The following is a 15,762-nucleotide window of genomic DNA, read 5'->3' on the forward strand; positions in this document are numbered from 1 at the left end:
AGCTAACAGATCGCGACTTTTCCCAAGCCTGAAATGCAGGAGAGCCTATGTTTCCCGAATACCGCGAACTGATCACCCGTCTCAAGAACACCGACCGTCACTTCACCCAGCTCTTCGAGCGCCACAACGAACTGGATCACAAGATCAAGAACGTCGAGGCGAACATCGAGCTCGGCACTCACGAAGAAGTCGAAGTGATGAAGAAGGAAAAGCTGCTGATCAAGGATCAGATCTATGCGCACCTGAAGAAGGCCGAGACCGCAGGCTGACAACGGCACACACGGTCAACCGGGCCCGCACTCGCGCCACGGGCGGGGTGCGGGCCCGATCGCTTGTTCAGGTCTGGATCTGTGCCGATGCCCCGTCTGGCAGCGCCTCACGCTCACGACGCGCCAGCAGCGTGTAGACGGTCGGCACCACGAACAGCGTGAAGAAGGTACCGATCAGCAGCCCGCCGACAATCACCCAGCCGATCTGCTGGCGGCTCTCGGCACCAGCACCGGTCGCCAGCGCCAGGGGCACCGCCCCCAGCACCATCGCCCCAGTCGTCATCAGGATCGGGCGCAGTCGCAGCACCGCGGCTTCGACCACGGCCTCGCGCAGGGCTTGCCCCTGCTCGCGCAGCTGGTTGGAGAACTCCACGATCAGGATGCCATGCTTGGTGATGAGGCCGACCAGGGTGACCAGGCCGATCTGGCTATATACATTGAGGGTGCCGCCAGTCAGCCACAGCGCACCAAGCGCCCCGGTCATCGACAGCGGCACGGTGAGCATGATGATGAAGGGATCGCGAAAGCTCTCGAACTGCGCCGCCAGCACCAGGTAGATGAAAGCCAGCGCGAGCACGAACACCAGCGCCAGGCTAGCCGAGCTCGACTTGAACTCGCGCGACTGGCCGTCGTAGTCGGTACCGTAGCCCGGCGGCAGGAGGCGCTCTGCAGTCGCCTCCATCCACTTCAAGGCCTCGCCCAGCGTGTAATCGGGCGCCAGGTTGGCCGAAATCGTCACCGAGCGGCGCTGGCCGAAGTGATTGAGTTCGCGCGGCGCGACGCGCTCGCTCACCTTAACGACGCTCGCCAGCGGCACCATGTCGCCGTTGCGCGCCCGCACATAGATGTCGCGGATGTCACGCGGGTCGCGGCGATCATCCGCCGCCACCTGGACGATCACCTCGTACTGCTCGGCGTCCTGCTTGTAGCGCGTGACCTGGCGGCCGCCGAGCATGGTCTCCAGCGTACGGCCGATGACATCGACGGCCACCCCGAGGTCTGCAGCGCGGTCGCGATCGACCTCCACCGCCAGCTCGGGCATGGTGAGCTTGAGGTCGGTGTCGGGCGACACCAGGCCAGGGTTGTCGCGCATCGCATCGAGAAAAGCCTCGGCGACGGCGGCAAGCTCCTCGTAGCTGTCCGAGGTCGACACCACGAAGCTCACCGGCCGCGAACGTGCCCCCTGACCGAATGACGCCGGCAGGCTGGGAAAGGCATTGACCCCGGTCACGGCACGCATGCGCGGCTGCAACTCGGAGGCGATCTCGGATGATCTGCGCGCGCGCTCGCTCCAGTCGGCGAACCCGACAAAGGAGATACCCTGCGACACCGTCGGGTTGCCGGTGATCACGAGGTAGCGGTCTACTTCCGGAATGCTGGCGTAGATCTCCTCGAGCTCGCGTGCGTAGCGCGCCATGTAGTCCAGCGTCGCGCCTTCCGGGCCGTTGAACAAGCCGACCACGCGCCCTCGATCCTCGAGCGGAGCGAGCTCGGTCTTGAGCTGCCCCATCAGCCACACCGAGCTCCCGGCAACCACGGCAAACACCAGCATCACCAGCCAGCGCAGCTCCAGCGAGGCCGACAACACGCCACGGTAGCCATGAGTCAGCCCGCTCAGGAAACGTTCGATGGCGTTGTACACCGGTCCATGCGTGCGCTCGTGGCGCAGCAGCTTCGCGCACATCATCGGCGACAGGGTGAGCGCGACAAAGCCCGACACCAGCACCGCCCCCGCCAGAGTGAGTGCGAACTCGGTAAACAACTTCCCCGTGCGCCCGGTCATGAAGGCCACCGGCGCATAAACCGCGGCCAGGGTGATCGTCATCGCCACGATCGCGAAACCGATCTCCCTGGCACCCTGGAAGGCTGCCGCCAGCGGCGCCATGCCTTCTTCGATATGGCGATAGATGTTCTCCAGCACCACGATCGCATCGTCCACCACCAGCCCGATCGCCAGAACCAGCGCCAGCAGGGTCAAGGTGTTGATCGAGAAGCCCAGGGCATACATCAGCGTGAAGGCGCCGACCAGCGACACCGGGATCGTTACCAGCGGCACCAGCATCGCACGCCAGCTGCGCAGGAAGAACAGGCACACGCCGGCCACCAGCAGCACCGCCTCCCAGATCGTGGCGAACACCGCATCGATCGAGCGCTCGATGAACACCGTGGTGTCGTTGGCAATCGTCATCGACATGCCTTCCGGCAGCTCCGCCTGCAGGCGTGGCAGCATCTCGTCAAGGCCGCGCTTGAGGTCGAGCGGATTCGCAGTGGCCTGCTTGATGAGGCCGATAGAGATCGCCGGCCGGCCCATGAAGCGTACCGAAGTGCGTTCGTTCTCGGGCGCCACCTCGACACGGCCGACGTCGCGGATACGCACCGGGTAGGCGTCGGGCGTGCCGGCCTGGCGCAGCACTACCGCCTCGAACTGCGCCGGCTCGACCAGGTCGGTCTGCGCCACCACCGCGAACTCGCGCTCGCGACTCTCGATGCGTCCGGCGGGCAGCTCCACATTCTGGCGCCGGATGGCGTCTTCCACATCCTGCACGGTGAGCCCGAAAGCCGCCATGCGGTCGCGGTCGAGCCAGATCCTCATCGCATAGCGACGCTCACCGAACACGCGCGCATCCGCTGCGCCAGGCAGGGTCTGCAGGCGCGGCTTGATGATGCGGCTGGCAAAGTCGCTCATCTCCAGCGGCGAGTGGCGGTCTGACGAGAACGCAACCCATATGATCGGGCTGGCGTCAGCCTCGACCTTGGCGATCACCGGCTCATCGATATCGTCGGGCAGGCGCTGGCGTACGCGCGAAACGCGGTCGCGCACGTCGGCCGCGGCGCTGTCGGCATCGCGCTCGACGCGGAAGCGTACGGTGATCTGGCTGCGCTCCTGGCGGCTGATCGAGGACAGCACATCCACGCCCTCGATACCGGCGAGCGAATCTTCAAGCGGCTTGGTGACCTGGGACTCGACGATCTCTGCGCTCGCACCGCGGTAACGGGTATCGACCGTCACCACCGGCTCATCGATATTGGGGTACTCGCGCACGGTAAGCCGCGAGTACGACATCATCCCGACCAGCAGCACGAGCAAGGAAAGCACGGTGGCGAACACCGGACGGCGAATGCAGATGTCTGAGATGCGCACGCTGCCTGCCTCAGTCCGCCGCCAGCGCCACGCCGCTGGGCGCATCCGCGAGCGTCACCTGCGCACCGTCGCGCAGCTTCAGTTGGCCGGCCGTCACCACGACCGCACCTGCGGACAAGCCCTCGGTGATCTCGACGACAGCATTGCGGCGCACCCCGGTACGGACATCCACCCTGCGCACTGTGTCATCGACGACCTGATAGACGTACTGCACATTGCCCGGCGCCGGCACCAACGCCGCCTCCGGCACCACCAGCACGCCACTACGCTCGGCGAGGATCAGGCGCACACGCGCGAAAACCCCGGGGCGCAGACGGCCGTCGGGGTTGTCCAGGTTCGCACGTAGCCGCACTGCCCGCCCCTGGGCGTCCACGAGCGGATCGACTGCATCCACGACAGCATTGAAGCGCTCGCCCGGCAGCACGTCGCTCGATACCTCGACCACCTGGCCACGACGCACACGGTCCAGATACTGCTCGGGAAGGCGGAAATCCACCTTGAGCGTCGCGATATCCTCGAGGTTGATCAGCGCATCGCCGTCCTTCACGAAATCGCCCGGGCTCACGCTGCGAATGCCCACTACGGCGTCGAAGGGCGCACGGATCTGCATGCGCTCGAGCCGCGCCTGCGCCAGCGCCACACCCGCGCGTGCCACCTCAAGTTGAGCACGCGCGGTATCGAGGCTGCTCTGACTGACGAACTTGCGTGCAAACAGATCCTGGGTCCGACCGAAATTGGACTCAGCAAGGGTCAGGTTGGCGCGCGCCTGTTGTAGTTCGGCGCGCTGCACCGCGGCATCGAGCTCGACCAGCACCTCGCCACGCTCCACTGCCTGGCCGTCGCGAAAGCGGATCGCTGCGATCCTTCCCGACACTTCGGGGCGCAGCACGACCGACTCGTTCGACACCAGCGAGCCCACCGCCGCTACATCGTCTGCGAGGGCCAGCGCCCGTACCGTCTGCGCCTCGACCCGCACAGGCGCGGCGGCGCCCGTTGCAGTCACGGTCGCCGCGAGGCCCGGACGATCGGCCTTCAGCCCCCCCGACTGCTCGCGGTTGACATACCAGGCGAGCGCAGCCACGACGGCAAGGCCAGCGAGGCTCAGTGCCAGGACGGGAGTACGACGTGAAGACATGATGCCTCTATGGTTTTCATTGCAAAGCGCAGGCGGGCTGGGATGCTACGCCGCCAACGGCGCCCGGCGCCATCTTGGCACCAGCCCAGAAGACGGACCGGCCTGTGCGCCATTGGTTTCCCGGCACGCAAGGGCCTCTCGGTGCCGCAACACAAAGTATTCAATCCTCGGGAAGCGGCCACTGCGGGTTCCAGGCCACTTCCCAGAGGTGACCGTCGGGGTCCTGGAAGTAAGCGGCGTAGCCCCCCCAGAATGTGTCGCGCGCGGGTTGCGGAATGGGCGCACCGGCCGCCTTCGCCTGCGCCACCACGGCGTCGACCGCATCGCGACTGGCCACGTTGTGGCTGAGCAGGCACTCGGTGGAACTCCTCGCGCCGACTGTCACGCCCGCATCGTGGGCCAGGCTCGCGCGCTCAAAGAGCGCCAGCTTCAAGCCCGGCTGGAGGTCGAAAAAGACTACGGCGCCATGCTCGAACTCGGTGCCGACGATCCCCTTGGTCGGCCAGCCCAGGCCATCGCGGTAAAAGCGCAGCGCGCGCTCGAGCTCATCCACCCCGAGGGTGATCACCGTGACGCGCGGCTTCATGAGGCAGACCTCATCGACATTGCAGGTGGCCCGACTGTACATGTACAACGCACTGCATCGCACCGCACTGGCAGTTGCGCAAGGTGGACACGGCAGCGCCCGCGGCGCCGAGCTCGACACCGCGCGAGCACACGCAGTCGAGCGGCTCCAGGCTGGGCAGGCCCTGCGCCCGGCTTTCGGCGGCCGACGGCGCAGCGCTGAGCACGACGACCGACGCCGCGGTCGCAAGCACTGCGGCACCACTCATGAGCAAGGTCCGGATGTTCATGGTCTGATACTCCCTGATGTTGAGGGCTGGACTGGCGGACAGCGTAGCAGCAATCCCCGCCTCAGTCCTCGCCGCGGGCGCACGCCCACAGGAGCAGCGCCGCAAACACGAACAGCAGCGCCCACTTCAGGGACGAACATGCGGTCGACAACAGGTAGGTCAGCGGCGTATCGAATCGCGGCACCTCCGTGAGCCAGGCATGAAAGGCATTCTCCGCCGCATCGAAGGCAGCCGCCAGCGGCAGGCACACGCGCGCAAACGCCCTCCCTGCCCGCCCCAAGGGCTCGAACGCACGGGTACGCGTGGCGAGCAACCAACCGAACGCCGCGTAGGACAGCAGCAAGACATGATCGACGACGAGATGGCGGCGGTAACGTTCAAGATCCTCGGGCGGCCAAAGGTGAATGATCTCGCCGAACGTGCGCGGCGACCAGGCGAACTGCAGTGCCAGGACACCCGGGCTGAGCGGCCAGAGGTAAACCGTGATGGCGGCAGACAGGACCAGCGCAAGCAGACCGCTCATCCAGACCCATCTCATCGAGCTAGCGCCTCCCCGGGGCGTCATGCGGCATCCTCCGCGCTCGGCAGGTCGCACGCACCCCTCACCACTTCGATCACATCGCCCGATACGCTCAGCATCCCGCCCTCTCGCTGCAGATCCGCGGCCGAGTCTAACCGACGACACCGCAACGTGCAGGGCGATTGCCTTCTTTGCGCGGCGCCCTCCCACGCGACACCAGGCTTGCTTGCGAGCGCCGGAGCGGCGCTATGATGCAGCCTTCGCTCCCGGATGGTGCGGCGCAAAATGAACGACTATCTCCCGATTACGGACCCCGTCCTGGTGTTCGCACTCGTCGCGTTGCTGATCCTGCTTGCCCCCATCGTTATGGGGCGCTGGCGCCTGCCTGGCACGATCGGTCTGCTGCTGGCGGGCGCCATACTCGGCCCCAATGCCCTCGGCGTACTCGCCCGCGACCAGTCGTTCGTGCTGTTCGGTACCGTCGGCTTGCTGTACATCATGTTTTCCGCCGCGCTCGAGATCGACCTCGTCGTGCTCAAGCGCTACCGCATGCACAGCCTCGTCTTCGGCCTGCTCACCTTCGCCATTCCGCAAGGTGTGGGCACGCTGGTGGGGTACTACGTCCTCGGCTTCAGCCTGCCCGCAGCGATTCTGCTCGCAAGCCTGTTCGCATCGCACACACTGCTGGCGTACCCGGTCACCCGACAGCTCGGCATCGCACACAATCAAGCCGTCACCACTGCCATCGGCGGCACGATCATCACCGACACCCTCGCCCTGCTCGTACTCGCCGTGATCGCCGCGTCGACACGTGGCGACACTGGGGACTACTTCTGGCACACGCTGGTCGGCAGCCTCGTGCTCTATGGCGTGATCGTGCTGTTCGGCCTGCCCAAGCTCGCACGCTGGTTCTTCCGCAATGTCGGACGCAACGGGGTGTCGGAGTTCGTCTTCGTGCTGTCGACGGTGTTCGGCTGCGCCGGCATGGCGCACCTTGCCGGTTCGGAACCGATTGTCGGCGCCTTTCTCGCCGGCCTCGCGCTGAACCGGCTGATCCCGCACAACAGCGCACTCATGAACCGGATCCAATTCACCGGAGAAGCGATCTTCATCCCCTTCTTCCTGCTTTCGGTCGGCATGCTGCTCGATGTCAGCGTGCTTGTCGCAGACGTGCGCTCACTGTCGATCATGCTCGCCATGCTCACCTCCGTGCTGGTGACCAAGTGGCTTGCCGCCGCCGCCACTCGCGTGTTGCTCGGCTACAGCCGCGAGCAGGCCGGCCTTGTATTCGGTCTGAGCGTCGCTCAGGCCGCGGCTACGCTGGCGGCAACGATCGTCGGCTACGATCTGGGCCTTTTCGACGATGCGGTGGTCAACGGCGCGATCATGATGATGCTGGTGACCTGCATCGTCGCCCCACTGCAGGTCGATCACCACGGCCGCAAGATCGCCCGCCAGAGTGCAAGCAACGACAACGCGGTGATCGGCTCGAAGCAACGCATCCTCGTCAGCCTGTCCAGCCGTGCGCCACACAAGGCCTTGCTCGACCTGGCGATGATGCTGCGCGAACCGGACCAGCAGCAGCCCATATTCCCGTTGACGGTCATCGAGGACAGGGAGGACGCGAACGAAAAGGTCGTAGCGGCAGAACGTGTCCTGTCACGCGCAACGAGCTACCTCTCCGCTGCGGACGTGGGCTCGCAGCCGACCACACGCATCGACCTGAACCTTGCATCGGGCATCCTCAAGGCGAGGCGCGAGCTAAGTGGAACCGACGTCATCGTCGGCTGGAGCGAACGCACCACGGCACCCGAGCTGTTCTTCGGCTCGCTGGTCGAGAACATGTTGACCGAGCGCGAATACAACCTGATCGTAAGCCGCCCCAGGACACCCCTGAACACCTGCAGCCGGCTGCTTTTCGCCATTCCACCCGACGCCCGCCACGAACCCGGCTTTCCGCTCGCCGTGCGTCTGGTCAAGCGCCTTGCCAGACAGCTCGACGGCACGCTCGTGATCCTCACCGAAACCAAACAGGAGACCGAGGTCAGCAAACGCGTCAAGGGCATTGCACCACAGTGCGAGGTACGCACGCTGGGGCTGGCGAAGTGGTCGAATCTGATCCGCGTCATCAGCGACAAAAAGGGCCCGGGAGATGCCCTCGTCCTTTATGGCGCGCGCGTCGGCGGTCTCGCCTGGCGCCCCGCGATGCGCTTGCTGCCCGGGCGTCTGGCCGGCATCTTTCCGGAGACGAACATCCTGCTCGTCTATCCAGCCATACCGCGTGACGAGCGTGGCGACGACCTCGCCCTGGGGGCGGGCGCGCAAACGGTGATCGATGTCAGCGATTCGAACCGGAGAGTAAGCATCTGAACGCCCCGCCCCTCGGTAGGAGCGGCGCAAGCCGCGAGGGGTTGAAGGCGACCACGCCGGATGACCGCTCAAAAAAGCTCGCGGCTGGCGCCGCTCCTACAGGAGAGCGCCGCAGCGTATGTTCCCGCCGTAGGAGCGGCGCAAGCCGCGAGGGGTTGAAGGCGGATATGCATCTATCTGCTGCGGGCGGCCGACGCTGCACCTGGCCGACCGGATCAATGCCGCCGCCTCAGCACGAAGGCATAGATGAGCACATTGGCAACGATCACGACGCCTGCGAGCACAACCTGGATCTGCGGCGTCAACCCGGGCGGGTAGATCAGCGCCAGCAGGTAGTGCTCGATGAAGCCGGCCGTGTAGCCCGCTTGACCGGCCTTCGCGCGCAAGAGATTTTCCAGCGGCGTGAGCGGGCAGATACCCCCGCTCAGCTCGATGAACACGCCCCAGGCCACGGCCGGCAGGTGCAGAAGCGGCGCCCACCGCCAGCGCAGCGTAAACAGCCCGCCCAACACCACGAACAGGATGAAGCCGAGGTGCAGTACCAGCACGCCGTCGGCCGCCACGCGGTAGATCACGGTCGAGCCTCCTCAGGCATCCTGCCCGGCACACGGCGCCCGCCGGAGTGCCATGCGCCGGCCCCCCGCCGCCGCCGCTGTCGACCTCAGCCGACGATGGTCTGCGCCTCTCCAGCCTTGCGCGCATCGATGCGGCCGATCCGGTACACCGCCTCGCCCGCCGCCTTGAGCGCAGCCTCGGCCGCATCCGCATCCGCCGCTGCAACGACGACCGCCATGCCGATGCCGCAGTTGAACACGCGGTACATCTCCTGCATGTCGACGTTGCCTTCCTTCTGCAGCCACTGGAACAGCGGCGGCAGCGTCCAGCTCGCGGCGTCGATGCGGGCGGTGAGCTCGTCGCGCAGGATGCGCGGCACGTTCTCGGTGATGCCACCGCCTGTGATGTGGGCCATGCCCTTCACCACACCGGGTTGCGCCTGCATCAGCGCCAGTAGCGGCTTGACGTAGATGCGGGTCGGCTCCATCACCACGTCGCGCAGCTTGCGGCCGTGGAAGTCGGCGTCGAGGTCGGGCTGGGCGACGTCGATGATCTTGCGGATCAGCGAGTAGCCATTGGAGTGCGCGCCGCTCGAGGCGAGGCCGAGAACCACGTCGCCCGGTACGATCCTGCTGCCGTCGATGATGTCGGCCTTCTCCACCGCGCCAACGGCAAAGCCGGCGAGATCGTACTCGCCGGCCGGGTACATGCCCGGCATCTCGGCGGTCTCGCCGCCAATCAGCGCGCAACCGGCCAGCTCGCAGCCCTGGGCGATGCCCTTGACCACGTCGGCGGCAGTGTCTACGTCGAGCTTGCCGCAGGCGAAGTAGTCGAGGAAGAACAGCGGCTCGGCACCCTGCACCAGGATGTCGTTGACGCTCATTGCCACCAGATCCTGGCCAACGGTGTCATGCTTGTCGAGCTGGAAGGCGAGCTTGAGCTTGGTGCCGACGCCGTCGGTGCCCGACACCAGCACCGGCTCCTTGTACTTCTTCGACAGTTCGAACAGTGCGCCGAAACCGCCGATGCCGCCCAGCACCTCGGGACGCATGGTGCGCTTGGCGAAAGGCTTGATGCGGTCGACCAGGGCGTCGCCGGCTTCGATGTCCACACCGGCGTCGCGGTAGGAAAGGGAGGCTTGATTGGGAGAGGTGGGTGCGCTCAAGGTCGGTCCTCTGGGCTCGCAAGAAATGCAGGGCGGGGCCACCCGGCGGCGCACTCAACTTGAGGCCGCCACGCCAAGTGGCTACATTTACGGGTTCCGCGGGCGGCTGACGCCCGCGCCAAGTCCGCGATTTTACTTGAAATGAACACTGCCCGCGCCGATCGCCTGCAAACCCGCGTCTGGATGGCGACCGGTATCGCACTGGTCGGCCTGTTCTGGCTGCTCGGCCCGATCCTGACGCCCTTCGTGATTGCCGCGGTGTTCGCCTACATCTGCGACCCCGCCGTCAATTGGATGGTCGCGCGCCGCGTGCCACGCGCGCTCGCCGTACTGCTGGTGATCATCGGCCTCGGCCTGCTACTGGTGGCCCTGGCCTTGATCCTGCTGCCAATGGTGTATCGCGAAGGCGTACTGCTGGTGCGCCGCCTGCCCGAGCTGATCGAGCTCTTCAATGCCGAGGTCGCCCCCCTGCTGCAGGCCCGGCTGGGCGCAGAGATCAAGCTCGATGCCGAGCAGTTCCGCAAGCTCCTGACCGACCACTGGGACAGTGCGCAGGACCTGCTGCCGATCATGCTCGGGCACCTCAAGACCGGGGGCATGGCGGTGATCGCCTTCGTCGCCAACCTGTTCCTGATTCCACTGGTAATGTTCTATCTGCTGCAGGAGTGGCCGCGCATCCTTGCCGAACTGCAGCGCATCGTGCCGCGGCCGATGCTCGAGCGCACGCTGCGCATCATCGGCGACATCGATTCGGTGATGTCCGAGTTCCTGCGCGGCCAGCTCTCGGTGATGCTGCTGCTCGCGGTCTTCTACAGCGTCGGGCTGTGGCTGGCCGGACTCAAGTTCGCCCTGCCGGTGGGCGTGCTCACCGGCCTGCTGGTGTTCATCCCCTTCGTCGGTTTTGGTGGCGGCCTGTTGCTGGCGATCATGGCCGCGCTACTGCAGGGCGAGGGCATCACGCCGCTGCTCGGGGTTGCCGTGGTGTACAGCCTCGGCCAGCTGCTCGAGAGCTTCCTGCTCACCCCCTACCTGGTCGGCGAGCGCATCGGCCTGCACCCGCTGGCGGTCATCTTTGCGCTCATGGCGTTCGGCCAGCTGTTCGGCTTTGTCGGCGTGCTGGTGGCGCTGCCAGTGAGTGCAGCATTGCTGGTGGGTCTGCGCGAGATACGAGGTGCCTGGTACGCCAGCCCGGTTTACCTGGGCCGCGACGGTGCTACGCCACCTACCGCTGACGAGGGCGAAAAATGAAACAGCTCGTCCTCGACATCCGCCCTGACACGCCACCGACCCTGGAGAATTTCGTCGCCGGCACCAATGCCGAGCTGGTCGCAACCGTGTCGCTGCTCGCCAGCCTGGGTACGGCGCGGCAGCTGCCGGTGCGCCATGTCTACCTCTGGGGCGCGCCCGGCAGCGGACGCAGTCATCTTCTGCGCGCAGCGGCGGCCCTCGCGCGCGAAAGCGGCCGCCCCGCTCACCTGTTCACCGCTGCCGACATCGACGACAACCTGCCCGAAACGCCCGACGCCATGGTGGCGGTGGACGATGTAGACCAATTGGGCGCCGAGGCCCAGATCGCGCTCTTCAACGCCTTCAACCGTGCCCGCGGCAACGGCCAGTCGCTGCTGCTCGCCGGTCCGTCAGCCCCGCTCGGCCTGCACTTGCGCGAAGACCTGCGCACCCGCATCGGCCAGTGCCTGATCTACGAGGTACAGCCGCTCGACGACGATTCGCGCGCAGGCATCCTTGGCACGCTCGCCGAGCGGCGCGGCCTGCGTCTGTCGGACGAAGTGATCGACTTCCTGTTGCGCCATGGCCGCCGCGACCTCGCCAGCCTGCGCACCGTGCTCGATGCGCTCGACGCCGCCTCGCTCGAACGCAAGCGTCCGATCACCCTGCCCCTGCTGCGCGAGATGATGCAGCACGGGCTCGAGATCTGAGCCCTCTCACGCACTCAGCCCCTCACCAATACGACCTACCAGCCAACGGAGCACCGCCTTGAACCTCGCCCTCTTCGACCTCGACAACACCCTGCTTGCCGGCGACTCGGATTTTGCCTGGGCCCAGTTCCTGATCGGCAAGGGCGTCCTCGACCGCGAAGTCCAGGAAGCGAAGAACATCGAGTTCTACGAGCATTACAAGGCCGGCACGCTGGACATCTTTGCCTTCCTCGACTTCCAGCTCGCACCGCTGGCGCGCCACCCGCGCGCCCAGCTCGACACCTGGCATCGCGAGTTCATGGACGTCGTGATACGCCCGATGATCACGGCCAAGGCACGAACGCTGGCCCGCCAGCACATGGACGATGGCGCTCTGGTTGCGGTGGTGACCGCAACCAATGCCTTCGTCACCGGACCGATCGTGCGCGAGTTCGGCATCCCGCACCTGGTCGCGACGATCCCCGCCCAGGAGGGCGGCGCCTTCACCGGCAAGCCCCGCGGCACGCCGGCCTTCAAGGCCGGCAAGATCGAACGTGTCGAAGCCTGGCTGGAATCGCTCGGCCTGCACATGGGCAGCTTCGAGCACAGCTGGTTCTACAGCGACTCGCACAACGACCTGCCGCTGATGGGGCGCGTGTCCAACCCGGTCGCGGTCGATCCGGATGACACCTTGCGCGCCCATGCCACCGCGCAGGGCTGGCCGGTGATCTCGCTGCGCTGAATGCGCGGGCGGGGGAAGGCGCACCGCCGCAACGGGGCGATCGGTTATCATTGGCGGCTTATGCAAGCACGACGCCTTCCCCAATGATCCGCAAGCTGCTGCGCAAGGTCTTCAAGCGCCCGGCGCCCACCGTCCGCCACCAACCCGCCCGCATCCCGCTCGAACGCCACGGCATCCGGCGCGAGCAGCTGTCGCCTGCCGCGCGCAAGGTGTGCATGACACTGCAGGAGCAAGGCTATACGGCCTTCGTCGTTGGCGGCGCGGTGCGCGACCTGCTCATCGGCCAACCGCCGAAGGATTTCGATGTCGCCACCAGCGCCACCCCCGAACAGGTGCGCGCGGCTTTCCGGCGTTCGCGCATCATCGGCCGCCGCTTCAAGATCGTGCATGTGATGAGTGGGCCGGAGACCATCGAGGTCTCCACCTTTCGCGCCAGCCAGGACGCCGAATCGGCCGAAACCGACGAACACGGCCGCGTGCTGCGCGACAACGTCTTCGGCAACCAGGAAGAAGACGCCACCCGCCGCGACTTCACGGTCAACGCCCTGTACTACGACCCGGGCACCGAGACCATCATCGACTACCACCACGGCGTTGCCGACATCGAGCAGCGCACCCTGCGCATGATCGGCGACCCGCGCACACGCTACCGCGAAGACCCGGTTCGCATGCTGCGCGCCGTGCGCCTGGCCGCCAAGCTCGGTCTGACGATCGACCCTGCCGCGCGCCACCCCATCCGCGAGATGGGCGTGCTGCTCGAGAACGTCCCGGCGGCGCGGCTCTTCGACGAAATGCTCAAGCTGCTGTTCTCGGGCCACGCCGTCAAATGCCTGCAGCAGTTGCGCGAAGAAGGCCTGCACCACGGCCTGCTGCCCCTGCTCGACGTCATCCTCGAGCAGCCTATGGGCGAACGCTTCGTTTGGCTGTCGCTGCAGAACACCGACGAGCGCGTCCGCCAGGACAAGTCGGTGTCGCCCGGCTTCCTGTTCGCCACCCTGCTCTGGCATGAGGTCCTCGCCGCCTGGGAGCGCAGGAAGGTGGCAGGCGAGGCCGGCCAACCTGCACTGTTCGAGGCCATGGACGAAGTCCTCGACGCTCAAGCCGGCAAGCTGGCGATCACGCGCCGCATCGCGGGCGACATCAAGGACATCTGGGCGCTGCAGCCGCGCTTCGACAAGCGCAGCGGCAAGACGCCCTACCGCCTCATCGAGCAGCCGCGCTACCGCGCCGGATGGGACTTCCTGCGCCTGCGCGCGCAGGCAGGTGAGATCCCGATGGAGATCGTCGACTGGTGGAACGACTTCGCCCATGCCGGTCATGATGAGCGTGAGGCATTGCTGCGCCAGGCGCCTGCCGAAACCAGTCCGGCGAAGAAGAAGCGCCGCCGCCGGCGCAAGCCCGCGGGGGGCGGCGAGGCCGGCACGGCGCCGGAAGGCGCCTGAACGCCTCATGAGCCCCCCGGTACGCGCGTTCGTCGCCTTCGGCGCAAACCTCGGCGACCCTGTCGCCGCTTTTGCACTTGCCCTACAGCGCCTGGACGCGTTGCCATCAACGCAGGTCCTGGCCCGCTCCGCGCTGTACCGCAGCGCACCGGTCGGGGTGGTAGGCCAGCCCGACTACATCAACGCGGTCATCGAACTGTCCACCAGCCTCGAAGCACGCGTCCTGCTCGAGGCCTTGCTGATGATCGAGCGCGAGGGCGGACGCACGCGCGATTTTCACATGGCACCGCGAACGATGGATCTCGACCTGCTGCTGCATGGCGAGGCGATCATCGACGAGCCCGACCTGCAAGTCCCGCATCCGCGCATGCATCTGCGCGCGTTCACGCTCGTGCCGCTCGCCGAGATTGCGCCGGGCCTGCACATTCCGCGCCGTGGCGCGGTCAGCGACCTGCTCGCGGGCGTTGCCGACCAGGCCATCAGCCGCCACTGAACAGCCGCCGCCACCGCAGCAGCACGCCCCCCACCCCGCCCAAGAAATACCGACGCACCACTGCGCCTTCCGAGGTTCCCATGCCTGTCTGGCTCCAGTCCGCTACATCGGCCGCAACCGCTAGCCCGGTATGGTTGCAGACCGCCCTGCTGCTCACCGCCTCCAACGTGTTCATGACCTTCGCCTGGTACGGACACCTCAAGAACATGCAGAGCAAGGCGTGGTACGTAGCCGCTCTCGTGAGCTGGGGCATCGCACTGTTCGAGTACCTGCTGCAGGTGCCGGCAAACAGGATCGGTGCAACCACATTGAGCCTCGCGCAGCTCAAGATCATGCAGGAGGCGATCACGCTGCTCGTGTTCATCCCCTTCGTCGTGCTGTACATGAAACAGCCGCTCAAGCTTGACTATCTATGGGCGGCGCTGTGTATGCTCGGTGCCGTCTATTTCATCTTTCGCAGCTGACGAAGGCGCCCCGCATGCTCGACAAAGCCCGCTACATCGTCGTCGAAGGCCCTATCGGCGCCGGCAAGACCTCTCTCGCCCGTCGTCTGGCCGAACGCCTTCAGGCCGAAACCCTGCTCGAGCAGGCCGAACACAACCCCTTCCTCGGGCGCTTCTACCAGAACGCGGAGCGCTGGGCGCTGGCGACGCAGGTGTCCTTCCTGTTCCAGCGCCTGGACCAGCTCGCCGCACTCGGCCCGGTCGACGGCGACCGCCGCGTGGTGTCGGACTTCCTGCTCGACAAGGACCGCCTGTTTGCAGAGCAGAACCTGGGGGCGGACGAACTCGCGCTCTACCAGCGCGTGCACGACAGCGTGCAGCAGGTCGAACCGCCCCGGCCCGACCTCGTGATCTATCTGCAGGCGCGCCCGGACACCCTGATGGAGCGCGTCCGCAAGCGCGGACTGGACGCCGAGCGTCGCATCACCGAGCTCTACCTCGAGCAGGTCGCCAACCGCTACACGCGCTACTTCTACCAGTACGACGCCGCACCGCTGTTCATCGTCGACGCTGGCGTCCTCAACCCGGTCGACAAGGACGAGGATTTCGAGCTCCTGCTCGAACGCCTGCGCGAGATGCGGGGCTATCGCGAGTTCTTCGGCTACGCGGGCTGAGCCCCCTGCCCGGGCCCGGATTCGCCACCGGACACCCAGCCG

16 protein-coding genes are annotated in these 15,762 nt (G+C 66.3%); 9 read left to right on the forward strand and 7 right to left on the reverse strand.

The features are described from left to right. Positions 1-47: 47 nt before the first annotated feature. Positions 48-269, forward strand: coding sequence for a YdcH family protein (locus B447_RS01535; protein WP_002935824.1), 222 nt, complete (start codon positions 48-50; stop codon positions 267-269). 67 nt (positions 270-336) lie between these two features. Here the strand turns inward: B447_RS01535 and B447_RS01540 are convergent, their stop codons facing one another. From B447_RS01540 to B447_RS01560, 5 genes are all read right to left on the reverse strand, one after another. Then, a complete protein-coding gene (locus tag B447_RS01540) occupies positions 337-3,411 on the reverse strand; it encodes an efflux RND transporter permease subunit (protein ID WP_198291735.1) in 3,075 nt (1,024 codons plus the stop codon). A 10-nt stretch (positions 3,412-3,421) separates the two neighbouring features. After that, positions 3,422-4,546: an efflux RND transporter periplasmic adaptor subunit gene (locus B447_RS01545; RefSeq protein WP_002935827.1), complete on the reverse strand. Its 1,125-nt coding sequence runs from the start codon at positions 4,544-4,546 to the stop codon at positions 3,422-3,424. Positions 4,547-4,706: 160 nt separating this feature from the next. Then, positions 4,707-5,132 (reverse strand): VOC family protein, encoded by a 426-nt coding sequence (locus B447_RS01550; protein ID WP_002935829.1) that lies wholly within the window; start codon positions 5,130-5,132, stop codon positions 4,707-4,709. Between the two features lie 10 nt (positions 5,133-5,142). Further along, positions 5,143-5,400, reverse strand: a complete 258-nt coding sequence (locus tag B447_RS01555) for a hypothetical protein (RefSeq protein ID WP_002935830.1) — start codon at positions 5,398-5,400, stop codon at positions 5,143-5,145. A gap of 61 nt (positions 5,401-5,461) precedes the next feature. After that, positions 5,462-5,938 (reverse strand): hypothetical protein, encoded by a 477-nt coding sequence (locus tag B447_RS01560; protein ID WP_232431422.1) that lies wholly within the window; start codon positions 5,936-5,938, stop codon positions 5,462-5,464. A 267-nt stretch (positions 5,939-6,205) separates the two neighbouring features. On the opposite strand from B447_RS01560, the gene B447_RS01565 reads away from it, so the two are divergent. Beyond that, entirely contained in the window at positions 6,206-8,290 is a 2,085-nt protein-coding gene (locus tag B447_RS01565) for a cation:proton antiporter (protein ID WP_232431423.1), read from the forward strand. 215 nt (positions 8,291-8,505) lie between these two features. Here B447_RS01565 and B447_RS01570 read toward each other — a convergent pair whose 3' ends face one another. Continuing rightward, entirely contained in the window at positions 8,506-8,865 is a 360-nt protein-coding gene (locus tag B447_RS01570; protein ID WP_002935836.1) for a DUF2784 domain-containing protein, read from the reverse strand. Between the two features lie 86 nt (positions 8,866-8,951). Beyond that, the gene (purM, locus tag B447_RS01575; protein ID WP_002923667.1) at positions 8,952-10,010 is read right to left on the reverse strand and encodes a phosphoribosylformylglycinamidine cyclo-ligase; all 1,059 of its coding nucleotides are present in this window, start codon (positions 10,008-10,010) and stop codon (positions 8,952-8,954) included. A gap of 141 nt (positions 10,011-10,151) precedes the next feature. Here purM and B447_RS01580 point away from each other — a divergent pair, with 141 nt between their 5' ends. From B447_RS01580 to B447_RS01610, 7 genes are all read left to right on the forward strand, one after another. Beyond that, entirely contained in the window at positions 10,152-11,258 is a 1,107-nt protein-coding gene (locus B447_RS01580; protein ID WP_002935842.1) for an AI-2E family transporter, read from the forward strand. Next, on the forward strand, positions 11,255-11,947 hold the full coding sequence (gene hda / locus B447_RS01585; protein WP_002935849.1) for a DnaA regulatory inactivator Hda: 693 nt from the start codon (positions 11,255-11,257) through the stop codon (positions 11,945-11,947). The genes B447_RS01580 and hda overlap by 4 nt, the downstream gene beginning before the upstream one ends. A gap of 58 nt (positions 11,948-12,005) precedes the next feature. After that, a complete protein-coding gene (locus tag B447_RS01590) occupies positions 12,006-12,668 on the forward strand; it encodes an HAD family hydrolase (protein ID WP_002935851.1) in 663 nt (220 codons plus the stop codon). Positions 12,669-12,751: 83 nt separating this feature from the next. After that, positions 12,752-14,110, forward strand: a complete 1,359-nt coding sequence (gene pcnB / locus B447_RS01595; RefSeq protein ID WP_002935853.1) for a polynucleotide adenylyltransferase PcnB — start codon at positions 12,752-12,754, stop codon at positions 14,108-14,110. Between the two features lie 7 nt (positions 14,111-14,117). After that, a complete protein-coding gene (gene folK, locus B447_RS01600) occupies positions 14,118-14,603 on the forward strand; it encodes a 2-amino-4-hydroxy-6-hydroxymethyldihydropteridine diphosphokinase (RefSeq protein WP_002935855.1) in 486 nt (161 codons plus the stop codon). 80 nt (positions 14,604-14,683) lie between these two features. Continuing rightward, positions 14,684-15,067, forward strand: coding sequence for a DMT family protein (locus B447_RS01605; RefSeq protein ID WP_037982186.1), 384 nt, complete (start codon positions 14,684-14,686; stop codon positions 15,065-15,067). Between the two features lie 14 nt (positions 15,068-15,081). Further along, entirely contained in the window at positions 15,082-15,720 is a 639-nt protein-coding gene (locus B447_RS01610) for a deoxynucleoside kinase (protein ID WP_002935859.1), read from the forward strand. The last annotated feature ends 42 nt before the right edge of the window (positions 15,721-15,762 follow it).

The organism is Thauera sp. 27 (assembly GCF_000310125.2).
In the GTDB taxonomy this organism is placed as follows: domain Bacteria; phylum Pseudomonadota; class Gammaproteobacteria; order Burkholderiales; family Rhodocyclaceae; genus Thauera; species Thauera mechernichensis.

What these genes read in the sequence shown, in the direction of transcription:
- B447_RS01535 (WP_002935824.1), top strand. Translation starts at nt 48, where the DNA reads ATGTTTCCCGAATACCGCGAACTGATCACCCGTCTCAAGAACACCGAC.
- B447_RS01545 (WP_002935827.1), bottom strand. Translation starts at nt 4,546, where the DNA reads ATGTCTTCACGTCGTACTCCCGTCCTGGCACTGAGCCTCGCTGGCCTT.
- B447_RS01550 (WP_002935829.1), bottom strand. Translation starts at nt 5,132, where the DNA reads ATGAAGCCGCGCGTCACGGTGATCACCCTCGGGGTGGATGAGCTCGAG.
- B447_RS01555 (WP_002935830.1), bottom strand. Translation starts at nt 5,400, where the DNA reads ATGAACATCCGGACCTTGCTCATGAGTGGTGCCGCAGTGCTTGCGACC.
- B447_RS01560 (WP_232431422.1), bottom strand. Translation starts at nt 5,938, where the DNA reads ATGAGATGGGTCTGGATGAGCGGTCTGCTTGCGCTGGTCCTGTCTGCC.
- B447_RS01565 (WP_232431423.1), top strand. Translation starts at nt 6,206, where the DNA reads ATGAACGACTATCTCCCGATTACGGACCCCGTCCTGGTGTTCGCACTC.
- B447_RS01580 (WP_002935842.1), top strand. Translation starts at nt 10,152, where the DNA reads ATGAACACTGCCCGCGCCGATCGCCTGCAAACCCGCGTCTGGATGGCG.
- hda (WP_002935849.1), top strand. Translation starts at nt 11,255, where the DNA reads ATGAAACAGCTCGTCCTCGACATCCGCCCTGACACGCCACCGACCCTG.
- pcnB (WP_002935853.1), top strand. Translation starts at nt 12,752, where the DNA reads ATGATCCGCAAGCTGCTGCGCAAGGTCTTCAAGCGCCCGGCGCCCACC.
- folK (WP_002935855.1), top strand. Translation starts at nt 14,118, where the DNA reads ATGAGCCCCCCGGTACGCGCGTTCGTCGCCTTCGGCGCAAACCTCGGC.
- B447_RS01605 (WP_037982186.1), top strand. Translation starts at nt 14,684, where the DNA reads ATGCCTGTCTGGCTCCAGTCCGCTACATCGGCCGCAACCGCTAGCCCG.
- B447_RS01610 (WP_002935859.1), top strand. Translation starts at nt 15,082, where the DNA reads ATGCTCGACAAAGCCCGCTACATCGTCGTCGAAGGCCCTATCGGCGCC.